We start from the raw sequence: 17645 nt of genomic DNA, 5'->3' as shown, positions 1-17645 counted from the left end.
GATGCGATTATTATAGAAACAACAGGACTTGCTGATCCCGTTCCAGTTGCTCAAACCTTTTTCATGGATGATACTGTCCATGAAAAAACAGCTCTCGACAGTGTCATAGCGGTCGTTGATGCAAAGCATTTACCCTCTCAACTGAAAAAAAGTCGTGAAGTTGAAGAGCAAATTGCCTTTGCAGATATCGTTCTTTTAAATAAGATTGACCTTAGCACCGCACAAGAACGTGCCCATGCTGAATCTCTTATTCTGGCCATTAATCCTCGCGCTATACTCTATACAACCCAGCGGACCAATATCCCTCTTGATAAACTTCTCAATCGTGGTTTCTTTGATCTCCAACGAACGCTCGACCATGATCCCCATTTTCTTGATCACGGAGATACAGACCAACATGACGACCATGTCTGTGGTCCCGACTGTCATCATGACCATCATGATCATCATCATCATGCCTCCCCCATTCATGATATTACCATTACTTCTGTAAGTTTAAAAACAGGGGCTCTACAACCAGAAAAGTTTTTCCCTTGGATCCAACAGCTTACGCAGCAACAAGGACCTGATATCTTGCGTCTTAAAGGTATTCTTGCCTTTCAAGGGGATGATGATCGTTATGTCATTCAAGGCATTCATATGCTTCTTGAGGGACAACACCAACGCCCATGGCGTGAAGATGAAAAACGAGAAAGCCGCCTTGTTTTTATCGGACGCTCTCTTGATGCTGAAAAGTTAAAATTTGATTTTGAAAATTGCGCATAACGCATAAAATGAGTGACAATGCCAAACATTACCTATTATGATCTCCAAAGTTACTGCCTTTCTTGTGGTTTTATAGGCAATAAACCAGCCTTTGTTTCCGTGGAAGGTTTAATTGTTTTTTTAACCCCAACCCCACAAATTTTTGAAGTTCACCAAGGAATAATTTCAAGTCATTTTTCCCATGACAATACCGCGATCATCACCGGGGGAGAAGATGGAAAAGTCTGTCAAACAACAGAAGGTGGTCACACAGAACTACTTAGTCAAAAAGAACGCAAATGGATAAGCAACGTTGCTTTTGGCCCCCAAAAAGCTTTTGCTTTTTCTTCTGCACGTCTTGCATTTGTACATGTGGGAAAAGAACAACAAGAACTCACACATGAACGCAGTATAGAAGGTCTAGCGTTTGCTCCAAAGGGTTTACGACTTGCCGTTGCCCATTACAATGGCGTTACACTTCATTGGCTCTCAACGCAAACATCGCCCACCACATTGGTCTGGAAAGGAGCGCATTGTGGCGTCACCTTTTCCCCCGATAACCGCTATGTCATTTCCACGATGCAAGAAAACGCCTTGCACGGCTGGCGTCTTAGTGATCATCAACACTTACGGATGAGTGGCTATCCAAGCAAAGTCAAAAGCTGGTCTTGGAGCGCAAAAGGAAAATGGCTCGCAACATCAGGAGCCTCTGCCGCAATTGTTTGGCCCTTTCATACAAAAGACGGCCCCATGGGAAAAGCCCCCCTAGAACTTGGAACACGAGCAAATGCACTCGTTAGCACCGTTTCATGCCACCCAAGCCAAGAAATTGTCGCCATAGGTTTTAATGATGGAATGATTTTAGCGGCACATTTTCGTGATGAAAAAGAAATTCTTCTCAAAGGATATGGAAAAAGCGCTATCTCAGCACTCAACTGGGATCAGACAGGGCACAACCTCACTTTCGGCAGCGAAAATGGTGAATGTGGTATGATCAATATCCCTGATTAAGCCAAGCACCAACAAGTACTATCACCGATAAAAATATCCACGACATCTCACGCCCCCGCACATCTCTAAAACTCACAGAAATCAAAAAAATCCTCCCCCTTCCAAAATCCCCAAAGTCTTTATAAATCATGAAATCTTTCATTTTCCTATCCCCCTTTAGACAAGAAAAGGTTAAAAAATATGTTTTTTGACCTTTTAGCATTGCTATAGTAAGTCATTGGAAATGAAATATATTACAGCTGGTATTAAACAGCGTAAAGAAACGTCAGCAATGGCGCGAGAGTTTTTTTAAAAGACTTAATGGGCTTTTTAATGGGGAAATTGACAAGGTCTTTTGGAACATAATCCAACTTGAAGTGTCAAAAAAACTCTCAAAAATAAAGGCAGCTTTCCTGTTTAAACAGAAAAAGATGTTGAGAAATATGATCAAAGATGGTGCACCATAAGACGCATAAACACGTTTGAATTAATGTTCTGGTATACGGGCTTGCATTATAGTGATGCGGTTCACCTTGATTGAGAAAATGTTAAAGATCATATCAAAACAGAAAAAAGCCAATGTAAAACAGATATTTTTCTACCTATTTTCCCAAAACTAACCCAAACCCTTAAAATTGGTCCTATGCGTGATAAAACATTTATTTGCGATAAACACGAAAAAACATACCCAAAATCAGTTTTGGAAGGGCGTTTTACAATACATGAGCCACAAGCGTGGATTAACAAATCAGCCGATAGCTTAAGAAAACTTAGCCGCAAAAAATGCAGTAAACTCAAGAACAACAATATCACAATTGAAAGCATTCTTTGGCTAAACGGAAGATAATATGGCATCTTTGTAGACAAAAAATGCAATCCGTAAAAACGCACTCTTGACGCGATAAAAACGTTCCCCAAAATGAAGGATAGAGGCCAAAAACATAAATAGAATGAGAGCACACCTATCCCTTTACTATAACAGCAGTATATTGATTAATAATAGTAAATTATCCCATAATAAAGAATAAAAACAACACCCCCAAGACAGAATATCCCATCGCCTACAAAACCATCTCTTTCTATCATAACCTATGCCATGAGCCGCATATTCCCATAAAGGCACTTTTTCACAACCTCAGAAAAATAAAGCTTATAGTATCATCGAAAAGGCTTATTTATTCCTACGATCAGATAAAGGGAAATCAACACTATTTTTCTCAATAAAAATCTTTTGACCACCACACCATACCACAAAAAGTAAAGTGTTCTCTGTCAGCTCTGACCAACAATCCGGTTTATTGTCTAGACAGATCAAATTGCTTTAATAAAGAGTGCTCATCGTTTTACATGCCGAATAAAAGCCGCTAAAATCGTAAAAATCTCTTATTTCAAATCTGTTTATATTCAATCAATCCAAATCATTTTCTTGCACATGTACAAACAGAGAAGAGCCCATGTAGAAACAAAAAATTTAAAAAAAACTAAAATACTTCTTATAAACACTTTCGAGTATTAAATTTTGCGCAATATTGAAACATTGAAGCAGGGAAATAGAATGATGATACCCACTCATTACAGCAATAAAATAATAACTGTATATCATCACAACAGCTTCTAGCATTTCTCATTGGCAAATGAGAAAAACAATTGTAAAAATATAACAAAGCATCCTTTACTTTTTATGATAATTTGACCTTCAAACTCTCTTTGTATTTTCTAAAAAATTATTTATCCCAAATACTTAAGTAAAAATCCTAAAAGGAAAAAAGACAATAAACATATGAACGGATAAAAATGTAAATACAGTTTATATTTTATATAACGTTACATTCCTATCTCAAAAAAAATTCAAAATAATGCATAAAGACCACAAAATTTAAACGTGTGATCTACAAAAATGAATAAAGAAACGGACAAAAATAACTTAAAAAACTCTTAAAAAAACGCCTAAAAACCAATCTTCATCCTAGGCTTAGTATTGCCACAAACAACCACCAATATCTCCTTTTTTGAAAAAGAGTGCTACAAATTCAACATTCAAGTTTCTCATATTTACAATGAAATCTATCCGCATATCGTAACATCACAAATTGTAGAAAAATTCCTTATCGCATAGCAACAAAGCAGATTGAGTATTTTTTAATCATAAATCAAAGAAAGCATTTCTTATAACTTTTTATATCAAAGTAATCACCACATTGATGAAGCAAATAAAATTTTAAGAGATTAAAAAGGCAAAAGATTTTTTTGCCTTTTATATAAAAACACACCGTGGATCTCTTTTAAAAAAGACAACGTAATCCAGCAGAGAAACTCACTCCCGAAAAACCAACTTTCTTTAATCTATGTTGATAAGTAACATCTCCTTGAAGGGAAAGTTTTGATGAGAGACGCGCATTAAACCCAAGCCCTGCTTCCACAGATGAACCAAAAGAACCTAACTGGAAATCATCTTTAAAAGAAACAAATTGCTTCTCTTCAAAACTATGCAAATAAGAAAGCTTACTATAAAAAGAAACAACACGTCCCTCTTCAGAAACATGAAGTGTCTTACTTAAACGTCCACCAACACGCCCCACCCATTGATGAAATTTTCCCAAATCAACATCAATATGATCAATATCATATGCCGGATTAAACTGAAGATGTTGATAAACAACCTGAACCTGTGGATCAAAAACAACACCTTTAGAGCCTATTGAAAACGTTCTGCCACTCGTTAAAGAACCACTAAACTGTTTTCCCTTTAATGCCACAACCTTGCCCCGTGCAAGCGTCAAAACATCGCCCTTAAAAAGACCATAGGATAACAGCCCATCAATATAAAAACCCGTATCATGCTGCAGACTTCCATAGGCACCAACAGACCATTTATCAAACGCGCTTTTTTTGCTTTGTTCAACATCCTGAGGAGCAAGAGAAAGACTTCCATAATTTCCCAAAGCCCCAAAGAATGTCCGACTATATAAACTCTCAATCTCGTTTAATAAAACACCGGCTTGGAACGCATTATAATCCAGTTCAGCACCATAACCATATTCAAAAGCCGATAAATTGGAAGCATAATGATGGCTTCCCCCATAAGCATGTAGGAAAAAGGCTGAGTTTTCATCATCTTTCCCCAAAGGACGAAAAGCACCCCGCATGGTTTCTAACCTCTTATTTTGCGTGGTCATCTCCATCAAACCGGCATGAAATAAAGCATTTGGTAAAAGCAGATAGGTTGGCAATTGCGGAACAACAGCTCTAATTTCTAATTCCGGCTGAACATCAAATGCTATAGAAAAATGAGAGGAAGGATCCAAAGGATCAGAGGACGCAGAAGGCTTTGGTTCAACAGTTGTAGAAGGAGGAATAACAGAATCCGTAGACGAAGGAGTGACAGGAACAGATGGCTTAGAGGGCATAACCACATCAGGAGAAGTTTCAACTGGAACAAACGGTACAGCAGAAGGATCCTCTGGAACAGTTGGTACAGCAGGAGGCTCAGGTGAAACAGGTTTAGAAGGAATCAGCGTAGAATCTGTAGGGATCAATGTTTCAGATGGCTCAGATCCTCCAGGCAAAGAAGGTGTAGATGGTATAAGCGGAGGTTCAACAGTAGAAGGTTGTTCAGGCGAAATAGTTTCGGTTGGTCGCTCAGAAGGGATCTTTTCTTCTTCAGATTGAGGGGGGATAACTGTCGGTGTTGGCTTAGAAGCAGATTCAGAAGAATCTAACGTGGAACCAATGTAAACACTTTCGAGACGAAAATCCCAAAAATCTCCTTTCCCTGCAACCAATCTATTCTTTGGATCCGCATTTCCAAAAGAAGAACTTGGACCATAGCCACGAAGTTTATATTGATAAGGAAAACCATTCACCGCAGTATAACTATTGACTAACTTAAAAGAACTCTCCTCTGCTGTCCCTGCAACTTGAATAAGTGAAATACTTTGACTGCCTTTACTGGCCGCTTCTTTATTTAAAGTTTTGGAAAATTTCTCCATACCAATAAGGGTAGTTCCCAAAACATTCCCGTAGATTAAAATGCGATCTGTTTGTTGAGGATCAAATAAACCATCCTTATTCAGAAATGTGCTCATCTTAATCTGAGCATTACCTTCTGCACTGTATATTTTATTGGGCAGCTCATTCATACCAGCTATTTTATCGATATTGTCTAATGCTTGAATATCGTCTTCATTGTCTATTTTGTTTCCAATATGCAATGTTTGGTAATCTTGAGAGACATATTTCTCAAAAACAACGGTACTATCAAAAAGACTTAAAGTAGAAAGCGATGAAACCGTAAAATCCGCTTCTTGTAAGCCTTGATATTTACGCTTAGTAAGATACCATGTTGAACCGTTTCTTAACTGCAAATCAATACGAGATGTATCCTCAATGCGTGCTCCCCCTTTAAGAGTAGAAGAATAGGCTTGAACACGAAGAGAAGAATTATTTTCAGCTTTTAATAACAAATCACCAGAGATTTTTGTATCTTCCGATAATTTAAGGGTAGCATCAGCCCCATAACCAGCATCTCCTGTACTATAAATGGCGATCCCCTCTGGAACTGAAAAAGTTGTCTTTGATAATTGAACAGATGTCTTTTCCAGAGCAACGCCTTGTGCTCCCAGATTTCTCAGATTGCCCCATATATCATTGGAATCTAATCCATAAAAATACAGACCATAGGTTCCCTTACCCTGAACAGAAATATTGGATTTTTCAATCTTAATATTCGTCTTCTTAAACACATCAGCTAAATTAAATCCTTGCCTCAACAACCTAGCTTTATTATGCACATTCCCTGAAGCATTTTTAATCAAAAAGCCATGCATATCACTAAGTTCAATAGAACTATTATTTAATTGAACAAAACCACCTTGAGAGATATCAAAGGCTTCTGGTAACTTATTGACACTTCTCTCACCAACGATAACAGTTTTCTGTTTTCCTTTGCCCTTAATGACAGAACTATCAAAACTATACTCTCCCCCATAAAGTGATGAAAATGACCCTTTCCCATTAAAAATAACGGTACTCCCTGACAGCCTAATCTTTGAACCCAAACTGCTAATCAGCGCTATCTCTTCTACACCATTCAATTCTTTTGGTGCCGTTTCTTTTGATGTCGTTTCAATCTTGACACTCACTAAAGCAATATCTGTTCCTTTACCCAATGCAGAAATAGCATGAGAAATCCCCATAATAGTGCCATCTGTCATGCGAATAACCGCACTTTCAGCATGAAGAGCAGGTATATTCTTAAAATTTGAATCTTTTAAATTAAGACGAGCACCCTCTTTTGCTAATGCACCATAACCGTATAGTTCATCTGAGTCATCACCCGTAACAGTTATCTGAGAAGCATCAACAACTGTACCCTGTTTTTCTACATATAGAGCTGAAATAGAATCGGAATGAGAAGAAACTACCCCAGAATTTTCTAAATGATAGCTTTTATTTTTAAGCGTATGTTTTTTACCATCATTACATTTGTAAAACTGAGCGTTTGGATCACAATTTGCATTAACACTCACGATTGGTAAACAAGAAACAATCGCCGTTGTGATAAATAAAAATCTATACCTTTTTAAAATATTAACCATAATTTTATTCCCAATTTGCCCTTCTTCCCCCCCTTTTTTATTTAAGAATAAACGAGAGCTGAAATAACGCTTAGTTAACCCTACAAAAAGTAAGAAGTATAAAACTAAAATGATCGTTTTATACTTCAAACAATACTCTATAACTTATGAAAAACTTGCCTTATATTTCATAAGCATCTAAAAACGATAGCGTAACCCGCCTGAAAAAGTCATCCCTGAAAAACCAGCTTTTCTGAGACGATGCTGATAGGTTACTTCTCCATGCAATACAAAATTTGAAGACACCTGAGCATTCAGCCCTACTCCGGTTTCTAAAGAAGAACCAAAAGCTCCTAATTGGAATTCATCCCCAAACTGCACACGTTGTTTTCCTCCAAAGCTATTGGCAAGATGAAGTTTTCCATTGAAAGAAATAACAGAACCTTCTTCAGAGGCAGCAAATGTTTTGCTAAAACGCCCACCAACACGCATCAGCCACTGATCAAGGTTGCCCATTTCAATATCAAAGCCATCAATATCTAACGTCTTATCAAACCGCATATTTTGATAAATGACCTGAACCTGTGGATCAAAAACAAGCCCCTTATATCCTGTTTTAAACGCCTTACCTGCAACCAATGAAGCACTCAAAGGTGTTCCCTTCAATGTTGCTGTTTTACCTCGCTCACGTGTGAGAACATCCCCTTTAAATAACCCAAAGGAAAAAAGGCCATCGATATAAAGTCCTGTATCATGCTGCATGCTGCCATAGGCTGTAAGAGACCATTTATCAAAGGCACTTTTCTTGCTTTCTTCAACATCTTGAGGTTGTAAAGAAATTTTTCCATAATTTCCCATTATCCCAAAGCTTAAAGTATGCTGTGTATCCTCAATCGTATTGAGCAACATACCAGCCTTTAGTGCGCTATAATTCAAATCGCCACCATAACCATATTCAAGCGCAGATAGATCAGAAACATAGCGATAATTTCCACCATAACCTTGCGCAAAAAGGGCAGGATTTCTACCATTTTCTCCGAAAGTTCCAGCAGTACTACGCAATGTTTCCAGCTGTTTGTTGTGATTGTTCATCTCCATCAAACCAACCTGAAACAAAGCATTCGGCATCAACAGATAAGTTGGAACTTGTGGAACGACAGCTTTAACGCCCTCTTCAGAATAATGAGCAATATCATGACCAGCTAAAATATTATCATGATATGCCTGAGATCCAATAGAACGAGATACACGACGATGAGAGACAACTTTCTTCACTTTAGAAGAACCCTTGACATATTCAGCTTCAAGTCGGTAATCCCAAAAATCACCATTCTTCTTTACCGATGTCCCTTTCACTAATTTATTCTCCTCTTTGGCGTGTCCCAAAGAGGAGCTTGGTCCATAAGCACGCAGACTGTATCGATAAGGTGCCCCTCTTAAAGCGACATAATCCGTTGCCAGTTTAAAGGAATCTTCCGCTGCGTTTCCATAAACCTGAATAATTGAAGCACCATGGCAATCTCCTTTCTTAGCGACTAGAATCCTTCCTTTCCCTGTAATCACTGAAGGATTTACAATATGCACCTTGGTTTTTCCATAAACATCACCATAGATCACAAGTTGATCAGCTTTTACATTTTTGTTTTCACTGTTTGTAACAAAATTTGCATTAACATATAAGCGCGCATTACCTCCTGCAACATAAGCATAATCACTAGATTGATCCTCTACACTTCCGACATGTAATCTCTGATAGTAACCATTTTGAGGTTTACTAAAGAAAATTGAACTATCAATAAGCCCTAGAAATGAAATTGATGAATCCGCAACAGATGAATCTTGTTTAAGTTTGCTGCTTAGTAGATTTTTACTTGCTTTTACTGTCCATTGTGATTGATTGAACAACTCAATACTACCATAAGAACCTTGCTCAACCTGTGCTCCCCCTCTCAAAAAAGACGCATAAGCATCAAGCGCAATAAATGAATTATTTTTGACATCTAATAACTGATCTGCAAAGATCTTTGAGCCTTCTGATGCTGTAATATAAGGATACCTTCTCGCATCATCACTATAAATAGCCGTACCATTGGGAATATGAAGTTCTGTCTTTTTAAACCGAACCTCCCCTAAACTCGTAAGAAGCTCACCCTTTTGATATTCATATTGCGAAGAACTTCCTCTAAAATGCAGACCATGCGCTCCATGTCCCTTAAGAATGATCTTTGAGTTTTCAAAAGAAACAAAAGACATAAGATTATCCCGCAACTCAAGTGACTTTTCTTGAAAAACTGGATTTGCACTTTCAATCGCTACACCATGGACATCTGTAACAAGAACTTTACCCTCATCAACGAAAAGAAAACCGCCCTGCTTCACACCAAACACAGATTGAGATAACTTATTTTGACCACTTTTACCTTTTTTCTTTTCGCCATCACTTGTAACAGAAAGTTTCTTAAAAGCGGTATTGTCACCTTTTGACACCATCACAGCTGATGTAATATTCTCAGATTTATTAAATTCCAAAGTCCCATCAATTCCTGAAGTGCCTCTCTTTGCCTCACCTTTTTCTAACTTAATAACTGTGTTCTGAGATTGGGATATAGAAACAATATTCTTAACACTCGTATCCAATCCTGGTACATACAACTGATCGTTATTTTGACCAGTCTTAACAGCATCACATGGATAAACTTTAAAACGGGAATTACACGAAGGTTTCTCCTGGGCATTTACATCTATATCATGCGCAAAAAGGAAAACAGAGGTCGTAAGGGCACACAAACATACATGGCGTTTTAATACGTTAATCATAATTTATTCTAAACTTTCTTGATTTCATCTTCACAGAAAACCAAAAAGATACATCTGGGGCATCTACAGGTTATTCCTATTATGTGCCGTCTAATAATTCGTTTTGTATTATATGTAAAGATAAAAGTCAGAGAAATAACACAATAAGGTCTTGTTTTGTACTTATTATTTTCACAAAGAATATATTTAAGAGAAATACAGCTAAAAATGATAGCTTAATCCACCAGAAAAATGCGTTCCAGAAAAGCCCGCCTTCGTAAATTTGTGCTGATAAATGAGATCGCTATGAAAAGTAATTTTTGCAGATAACTGCGAATAAACGCCAATTCCAGCTTCTAAAGAAGAGCCAAAGGAACCAAGCTGAAATGTATCTTTAAAATACACAAATTGTTTATCATTAAAACTATGAATAAAATAAAGCTTACCATAAAACGAAAGAAGCTGTGCCTCTTTCGTCAATATCAGTGTTTTGGTTAAATGTCCACCAAGACGCACTCCTCAATGTTTTAGCCTTCGCATATCAATATTAAAATTATCAATATCACGAGTCTTATGAAACTGGAGATTTTGATAAACAAATTGGACCTGTGGTTCAAAAATAAAACATCGACAGCCTACCATAAATATTTTACCAGCCGTTAAGGAAAAACTTAAGGGCTTTCCTCTTAATACAGTCGTTTTACCTCGCTCACGTATGAGAACATTTCCATTAAACAAACCATAAGAGAAGAAACCATCCATATAAAGACCCATATCATGCTGCATGCTGCCATAGGCTGTAAAGGACCATTTATCAAATATACTTTCTTGACGTTGTTTCACCTCTCGAGGACGCAAAGAAAGTTTGCCATAATTTCCCATAATCCCAAAAGATGTTGTACTATATGGATTTTCGATTTTTTTGAGTAAAATACCTGCCTCTAGCGCATGATAATCAAGGTCACCTCCAGATCCATATTCAAGTGCAGACAAATTTGAAGTATAACGGTAATATCCACCGTAACCGCGCAAAAACAAAGCGGGATTTTCTCATTGATTTTCAACAACCAACGAGAAAAAGTTCGCAGTGTTTGCATCTGCTTATTTTGATTACTAATATCCATCAACCCAGCATGAAATAAGGTCTTTGGTACAAGAATATAGGTAAAAAACTGTGGAGCAGAAAAAAGCTCAAAAACAGGGGAGAAAACAGAAGAGCCAGATGTCGGCACAACGGGATGAGATTTAAGAATAGTGGGCCTTATAGGTTCAAGAGAGGGTGGAAGAGAAACAAGAAAAGGGTTTGGAACATCCCGCATAAAAACATCAGAATCATTATATGGCGGCAGAAGAGGAGAATCCGAAGAATCTACAGAAAAAGAAGGACTGGGCTCCCGAATTTTTTCTCTAGAGTTAGAATCGATAGACCCTCCATTATCTCTAGTAATATGAGGCTGAGTTTCAGAAAAAGAAGGAACGTCACCAGAAGCAGGAGAAGCAACATCAATAACAGGAATAATTTCAGCCGGATCAAGAGAGGAAGAATCAACAAATTGACTCTCAAGGCGAAAATCGCAAAATATTCCAGTGTTTTTAAGCACTTTTTGAGTGGAATCAGCCATCCCTAAAGCAGAGCCTGGACCATAGCTCTTAAGACGACATTGATAGGGGAAGCATCAAGTGTGACATAGCCCCCCTTTAACTGAAAAGAATCTTCAGCAGCTTGTCCATAAATCTGAATAATGGAAATCCCTTGGTTATTACCGCCCTCTTCCGTCAATGCCCCTAGACTTCCAGGAACCTTATACACATAAACTGTTGTTTTGCCTTCAAGATCACCATTGATTAAAAGTCTATCCGTTTTTTGTGCTTCAAGCTTTCCCCCTTTATCTAAATATGTATTGAGATCAAGATTTGCATCACCGTGCGCTTTATAGACGATCCCTGATCCTTTTCCGATGAAAAGTATCTTATAAAGATGCGTTGTTTCGGATTTTAATTCTTCAAAAATAAGAGAACTATCTGTAAGTTTGAGAGATGAAATCGAAGAATAATCTTTTAACTTAGAACCAGAAACAGCAGAGTTTTGTAATTGCCCATATTTAGGTCGCGATAAAATCCACTTTGAACCATTTTTTAATTCTATCTTGGCTATCGAGCTTTCATCAACATAGGCGCTTCCTTGTAAGGTAGAAGCATCAGCTTCAATAGTGACATTGGAACGTTCAACAGCTTCTAAGAGTGAATCGCCAGAAACTGTCGAATCGTGTAAGAGTTTAACAGAACTTTCAAATTCACGGCTATAAATAACCGTACTTCCTGGCGCCATAAAAGTTGTCTTGGTCAACTGAACCGCCCCTTTCCCAGGTATAATTGTTTTTTATCATTCAAGGCAGCTTGCCAAAAAAAGTGCATGCCATGAAATCCATTTCCTCTCATAAAAACATTGGAATATTTGATATGAGCCGCATTATGATTATTCCCCTGCACGACAATGCCATGAGCATTGTTAACATTAACGTTGCCCTTCTGAAAATTAATCATACCTTTCCCCTGAAGCATACTAAAAGCTGAATCTTCACGATAATTATCTGTATTTGTCGCCTTTTTCCCCTTTCCGGTAATAAAAATACCCTCTAAATTAATTTTTCCATCTCCTCCTGTTTGGACAGCAATACCCTCAGTAAAATCAATTTTTCCGCCTTTCATATGCGTTTTAGCTCCACTATGACTCAAAAGAGTTATCCCATCAGCCGGTATCCTAATCTCTGTCTTGGTCAAAGATACAAACGACTTCTCACTCGAAACACTGATCCCCATTCTGGTTGCTTTAATCACCCCATCCTGCATCTCAAAAGCACCATCCTCATCAATCTCGGCCCCTATCGACACGTCGTTAACATGGAATAAAAGAGAGCAACACCTCCCCCCCTTTGAAACTTTTACACCCGTCGTCCAAGCGTTTTTTTCTGAATGGCTATTTACATTCGAAACACCGTTAATGATTATAGCGCTTCCCTCAATGACTGTATCCTCCCCTGATGCCTCTAAGGCTGCATCCAAACGTTCACCCGTGAGTTGATAAATTTTCCGAGAAATTTCATATGTTTGGCCATCATTACAATGATAAAATGAAGCACTTTCACTCCATGAATATTGCTTCTTCTGAGAAAAAATTTCACCAGCATCAACATGATGTACAAAAAAACAACCGTTGTAAAATGACATAAAGAGAAATGATTTTTAAGCATAATTTTCTACAAACTTTCTCCCCCCCCCTCTAAAAACAAGAAAATACGCGTTCTGTTGAATAAAGTTGATTGCGTGTAATAATTTAAAATACATTTTTGTATTTTTATATATCCACTAAAGCTTGCGTGTGAAGATAAAATATAAAAATGACACAACTTAAAGTTGCTTTTTTTATATAAAAACGTGCAAAATAGAGATAATAAATATCCCATACCCCAAAGTTGTAATATCCAGAGAATTTATAAGCTTATACAAAAGGAGATGACACATCGACTCACACTTTATGTTTATCGCGTTCTTTAGGAGAGTCACAACCATCACGTAAAATAAAACACCCTAAACAGAATATCGGCATATTATTAATTCACGTGCTTATTTTAAAGACACGCACCTCTCAACACACTTAACCCCATTTCACGAGTGCGCCCATGCATAATATAATGATAAATTCATTAAGCATCCCAATTTTACACTTACGAATAAGTAAAGCAAAACCATCCCCCACTTTTCCAACCCTAAAATGTGTCTGACAACCTCTAACACTTGAAAATGCTCATAAGAGGCATTTTAATGCCCTTCTATCCAGTTTTTATCTCCATGGATCTCTCCAATTTTAACATATAAACGAATGGTTTTGATTAATTCAACGTGGAACAGATTTGAAATGAAAAAATCCTACGATATTCGTGTTTTTCATTTCATATAAAAAAATGATTAATTATTATAAATCAGTATCTTGCCCATAAGAGAAAAAACAACATAAAAAGCAACGACTGGAAACTAAAAAAACCTTATCTTGTTTTTAAAAAGAAAAAACGGCTCATGCAAAAAACATTTTTTAAAAAAAGCTTATTTTTAACGTTGTAAATAAAACAATCATAAAAAAGCCACAAGCAATGCCTGTGGCTTTTTTTTAAAAATTAACCCCAAAGACGATCATCCTAAAAGCGGTAGCGCAATCCGCCAGAAAAACTGATGCCAGAAAAACCACCTTTACTCAACTTATGCTGATAAACCAAATCCCCATGAAACGAGAATTTTTCAGATAAGCGAGCATTAAGCCCCAATCCAGCCTCTAGAGAAGAACCAAAAGCCCCTAATTTGAAAGAATCTTTAAAGTGTACAGATTTTTCTTTGCCAAAATCATGAGAAAAATGAATTTTACCATAGAAAGAAACATCACGGCCCTTTTCAGAGGCAGTAAGCGTTTTCGTCAAACGACCTCCAAGACGTACCACCCATTGATCAAGTTTACCCATCTCAATATTGAAATTATCAATATCACGCGCCTCATAAAACTGAAGATGTTGATAAACAATCTGAGCCTGTGGGTCAAAAATAACGCCTTCATATCCTGTGGCAACTTTCTGACCACCCATCAATGAAACACTCAAAGGATTGCCCTTTAATGTGGCAGTCTTCCCCCGTGCTAAAGTGAGAACATCTCCTTTAAACAGACCGTAGGATAAAAGACCATCAACATAAAACCCTGCATCATGCTGCATACTACCATAAACTGTAGTTGTCCATTTATCAAATGTACTTTTTTGACTTTGAGCAACATCCAAAGGTTGCAGAGTAAGCTTTCCATAAGACCCCATCACCCCAAAGGATAGGACACTATCAACATTTTCAATGCTCTGTAGCAAAATACCTGTCTCTAGGGCATAGTATCCTAGATCACCTCCATAACCATATTCAAGCGCAGACAAATCTGAAGTATAACGGGAACTCCCCCCATAGCCACGCAAAAATGAAGCGGGATTTTCATGAATTTCCAACACTCTACGAGAATGAGCACGTCGTATTTCCAACTGCTTATTTTGATTGCTGATATCCATCAAACCAGTATGGAACAAACTATTCGGCAAGATGAGATAAGTTGGAACTTGCGGAACAACAGACCTTACACTTTGGCTAGAGTGATGTTTACCATACAAATTAAGTTCACGATGAGAAGCCGGCACAAGCTCAGAACCCTGTGCTGAGTTAGTTTTAGAATGAAAAGCCGGCACAAGCTCAGAACCCTGAGTTACGCTAAATGCATAATCAGAATCAATAAATCCATTTTCGAGGCGAAAATCCCAAAATTCTCCCCCACCTTCAACCAGTCTTTGAGAAGGACTAGCCTTTCCTAAATGAGACCCTGGACCATAAGCACCAAGCCTATACTGATACGGTAAACCATTCAATGTAATATAATCACCCTCTAACTTAAAAGAATCCTCCTCTGCTCTTCCAGACACTTGAATAAGTGAAATACCCTTATTACTTCCTTCAAACCCAGTCCCCCCCCCTGGACTTCCTGAAACACTTTGCACATGGACTATCGTTTTTCCATCAACATCACCATGAATTAAAAGTCTATCCGTTTTTTGATTTTTAAGAGCCCCCCCCTTATTTAAATAAGTATTTAAATAAAGACGCGCATTGCCTTGCGCCTTATAAACCTCACCTACTCCTCTTCCAACACGAAGCGTTTGATAGCCATCAGCTATGTTAGCTTCTGGTTTTTCAAAAACAAGAGAACTATCAATAAGATGTATCAATGAAATTGTTGAAACACCGATAGCGTTAGAACCCAACAAACTTTCATTTTTTGATCTTGATAAAGTCCACTTTGAACCAGCTCTCAACCGAACCTCAGCAAAAGAATCTTTATCAACATCTGTCCCCCCCATAAGAGTAGAAGCATCAACTGAAACTTTTACAAAAGAGCCATCCACAACCTTCAATAATAAATCTCCAGAAAGTGTGGAATTATTTAAAAGCATAACAGTACCACCAGATTTCCTGCTATAGATAGCTGCACTATTGGGAACAGTAAAAGAGGTTTTTGTCAATTCGACATGCCCTCGTACAGGTAAGTTTGTTTTTGGGGAACTTCCGAACATCTCTTTCTCCCCAGGAAAAATATAAAAATCACGAGGATTCTCGTGATCTTTTAGTTCCTCACTTCTATCCCCTTGTCCCTCCCAAAAACGCACACCATAAGATGTACTACTCTCTACTTTAATATCAGAATCCACAATAGTCATATACCGCATATTCGAATGGGTATTATCTCCCTCCGTTGAAACACCATGGGCTCTAGCTAAATTAACTTCAACTTTCTCCAAATGGATAATCCCAACACCTGAGAACATATGAAAAGCTGAATTTTCACTATGTCCATCTCTCTTCATCGCCTGACTACCTTTTTCGGTAATGGAAAAGCTCTTTAAAACAACTTTCCCTCCTGTTGCTGTTTTAACGCCGATACCATTTGTAAAGTCAATCTCCCCTTTTTCTATCCTAACCTCTCCCTTTTCACTCGCAACAACACCATATTTCCAAAAACTTCCTTCCGAATTATCAGTACTTGCAGCATCCTTAACAGTTATATCACGCCCTAAGAGAAACGTGTTTCTTCCAGACGCTTGTATAGCAGCAATTTCATTCGTATTTTTATCAGTTTTTTGATAATTTTTCTTTTCAATCTGATGACTTCTACCATCATTACACCGATAAAATGATGTACTAATAAGACATGAAAATGGCTGAAAATTATTTTGTATTTTACCATTAGCATTAGAATGAGTTTGTACCCCAACATTAGCAACAGCACTAGTCTGAACCTTAGCATCAACACTTTGCACAAAAAAAAGAAGTGCTGTCGTGAAAGTACATAAGGAGAGATGATTTTTTAATATCTTGACCATAATTCCACCATAATTTTTCCTTTATTAGGATAAATTCATAACGTATTAAAAACCTTAATCAGAAAGAAAGTTTTAGTACATTTTGATTTAAATTTGTGGAAATAATTAGTCTTTTTTGTATTTTATGTAAATAAAAATTTATCCCAAAATACGATTTCGATTTATAATTTTACAAAGACTTTATCGAAATAGAACTGAAAACGAGAGAAAAATTATCTCTCAAGCTGTTATGCAAAAACAGCTTGAGTTCGTTTACATGCATTAAAATGCCTTCTTTAAATGATGCCCAATTAACGCCAGAACCAATATAGTCAACATCCTTGCGATCAATATTTTATTGAAACAATGGATACCCTACAAACAAATATAGACACAAATTGGGAAACAAGGAGGAAACACGTTTGCTTTTAGGCAATCTTTATAGCAAACGAGCCTAATTTAGAATAGGAGCGTGTAGCAATCAAAATCAATTCCTATTTTTACCATCTTCTTATTCGACTTTACATCATTCAACAGCCCTCAGAGCCGTATCTTTAAAAAGTAAAGATTACGCATGACTTCATCTTATTATTGAGCACATTCTTAG

At 37.3% G+C, this 17645-nt stretch carries 11 protein-coding genes; 2 read left to right on the top strand and 9 right to left on the bottom strand.

Annotated elements, in window-relative coordinates; genetic code table 11:
* The coding region (locus tag FNZ60_RS07835) for a CobW family GTP-binding protein (protein WP_142417045.1) at positions 1 to 765 on the top strand (765 nt) is incomplete at its 5' end.
* 18 nt (positions 766 to 783) lie between these two features.
* Positions 784 to 1755, top strand: a complete 972-nt coding sequence (locus tag FNZ60_RS07830) for a WD40 repeat domain-containing protein (RefSeq protein WP_142417044.1) — start codon at positions 784 to 786, stop codon at positions 1753 to 1755.
* Here the strand turns inward: FNZ60_RS07830 and FNZ60_RS09755 are convergent.
* The 9 genes from FNZ60_RS09755 to FNZ60_RS07800 form a co-directional block, all read right to left on the bottom strand.
* Positions 1739 to 1897 carry a hypothetical protein gene (locus FNZ60_RS09755; protein ID WP_185913536.1) on the bottom strand — a complete coding sequence of 53 codons (159 nt, stop codon included), beginning with the start codon at positions 1895 to 1897 and terminating at the stop codon, positions 1739 to 1741. The genes FNZ60_RS07830 and FNZ60_RS09755 overlap by 17 nt on opposite strands.
* A gap of 2119 nt (positions 1898 to 4016) precedes the next feature.
* Positions 4017 to 7331: an autotransporter outer membrane beta-barrel domain-containing protein gene (locus FNZ60_RS07825; RefSeq protein ID WP_142417043.1), complete on the bottom strand. Its 3315-nt coding sequence runs from the start codon at positions 7329 to 7331 to the stop codon at positions 4017 to 4019.
* Between the two features lie 177 nt (positions 7332 to 7508).
* Positions 7509 to 10127, bottom strand: a complete 2619-nt coding sequence (locus FNZ60_RS07820) for an autotransporter outer membrane beta-barrel domain-containing protein (RefSeq protein WP_142417042.1) — start codon at positions 10125 to 10127, stop codon at positions 7509 to 7511.
* 201 nt (positions 10128 to 10328) lie between these two features.
* Positions 10329 to 10622: a hypothetical protein gene (locus tag FNZ60_RS10655; RefSeq protein WP_425456843.1), complete on the bottom strand. Its 294-nt coding sequence runs from the start codon at positions 10620 to 10622 to the stop codon at positions 10329 to 10331.
* A gap of 3 nt (positions 10623 to 10625) precedes the next feature.
* The gene (locus FNZ60_RS10650; protein WP_425456842.1) at positions 10626 to 11099 is read right to left on the bottom strand and encodes an autotransporter outer membrane beta-barrel domain-containing protein; all 474 of its coding nucleotides are present in this window, start codon (positions 11097 to 11099) and stop codon (positions 10626 to 10628) included.
* The gene (locus FNZ60_RS10645; RefSeq protein WP_425456841.1) at positions 11048 to 11728 is read right to left on the bottom strand and encodes a hypothetical protein; all 681 of its coding nucleotides are present in this window, start codon (positions 11726 to 11728) and stop codon (positions 11048 to 11050) included. Before FNZ60_RS10645 ends, FNZ60_RS10650 begins: the two co-directional genes overlap by 52 nt.
* Positions 11729 to 11730: 2 nt before the next feature.
* The gene (locus FNZ60_RS10640) at positions 11731 to 12453 is read right to left on the bottom strand and encodes an autotransporter outer membrane beta-barrel domain-containing protein (RefSeq protein WP_142417041.1); all 723 of its coding nucleotides are present in this window, start codon (positions 12451 to 12453) and stop codon (positions 11731 to 11733) included.
* On the bottom strand, positions 12450 to 13334 hold the full coding sequence (locus tag FNZ60_RS10635; protein ID WP_142417040.1) for a hypothetical protein: 885 nt from the start codon (positions 13332 to 13334) through the stop codon (positions 12450 to 12452). Before FNZ60_RS10635 ends, FNZ60_RS10640 begins: the two co-directional genes overlap by 4 nt.
* 965 nt (positions 13335 to 14299) lie before the next feature.
* Positions 14300 to 17059 carry an autotransporter outer membrane beta-barrel domain-containing protein gene (locus FNZ60_RS07800; RefSeq protein ID WP_142417039.1) on the bottom strand — a complete coding sequence of 920 codons (2760 nt, stop codon included), beginning with the start codon at positions 17057 to 17059 and terminating at the stop codon, positions 14300 to 14302.
* Positions 17060 to 17645: the final 586 nt, after the last annotated feature.

The organism is Bartonella massiliensis (genome assembly GCF_902150025.1).
Lineage (GTDB): Bacteria > Pseudomonadota > Alphaproteobacteria > Rhizobiales > Rhizobiaceae > Bartonella > Bartonella massiliensis.
This window is presented reverse-complemented; position numbering and strand designations above follow the sequence as displayed.

Bases quoted from the DNA above. Each gene is read 5' to 3' on its own strand.
- FNZ60_RS07830 (WP_142417044.1), top strand. From the start codon at position 784: ATGCCAAACATTACCTATTATGATCTCCAAAGTTACTGCCTTTCTTGT.
- FNZ60_RS09755 (WP_185913536.1), bottom strand. From the start codon at position 1,897: ATGAAAGATTTCATGATTTATAAAGACTTTGGGGATTTTGGAAGGGGG.
- FNZ60_RS07825 (WP_142417043.1), bottom strand. From the start codon at position 7,331: ATGGTTAATATTTTAAAAAGGTATAGATTTTTATTTATCACAACGGCG.
- FNZ60_RS07820 (WP_142417042.1), bottom strand. From the start codon at position 10,127: ATGATTAACGTATTAAAACGCCATGTATGTTTGTGTGCCCTTACGACC.
- FNZ60_RS10645 (WP_425456841.1), bottom strand. From the start codon at position 11,728: ATGGCTGATTCCACTCAAAAAGTGCTTAAAAACACTGGAATATTTTGC.
- FNZ60_RS10635 (WP_142417040.1), bottom strand. From the start codon at position 13,334: ATGTCATTTTACAACGGTTGTTTTTTTGTACATCATGTTGATGCTGGT.
- FNZ60_RS07800 (WP_142417039.1), bottom strand. From the start codon at position 17,059: ATGGTCAAGATATTAAAAAATCATCTCTCCTTATGTACTTTCACGACA.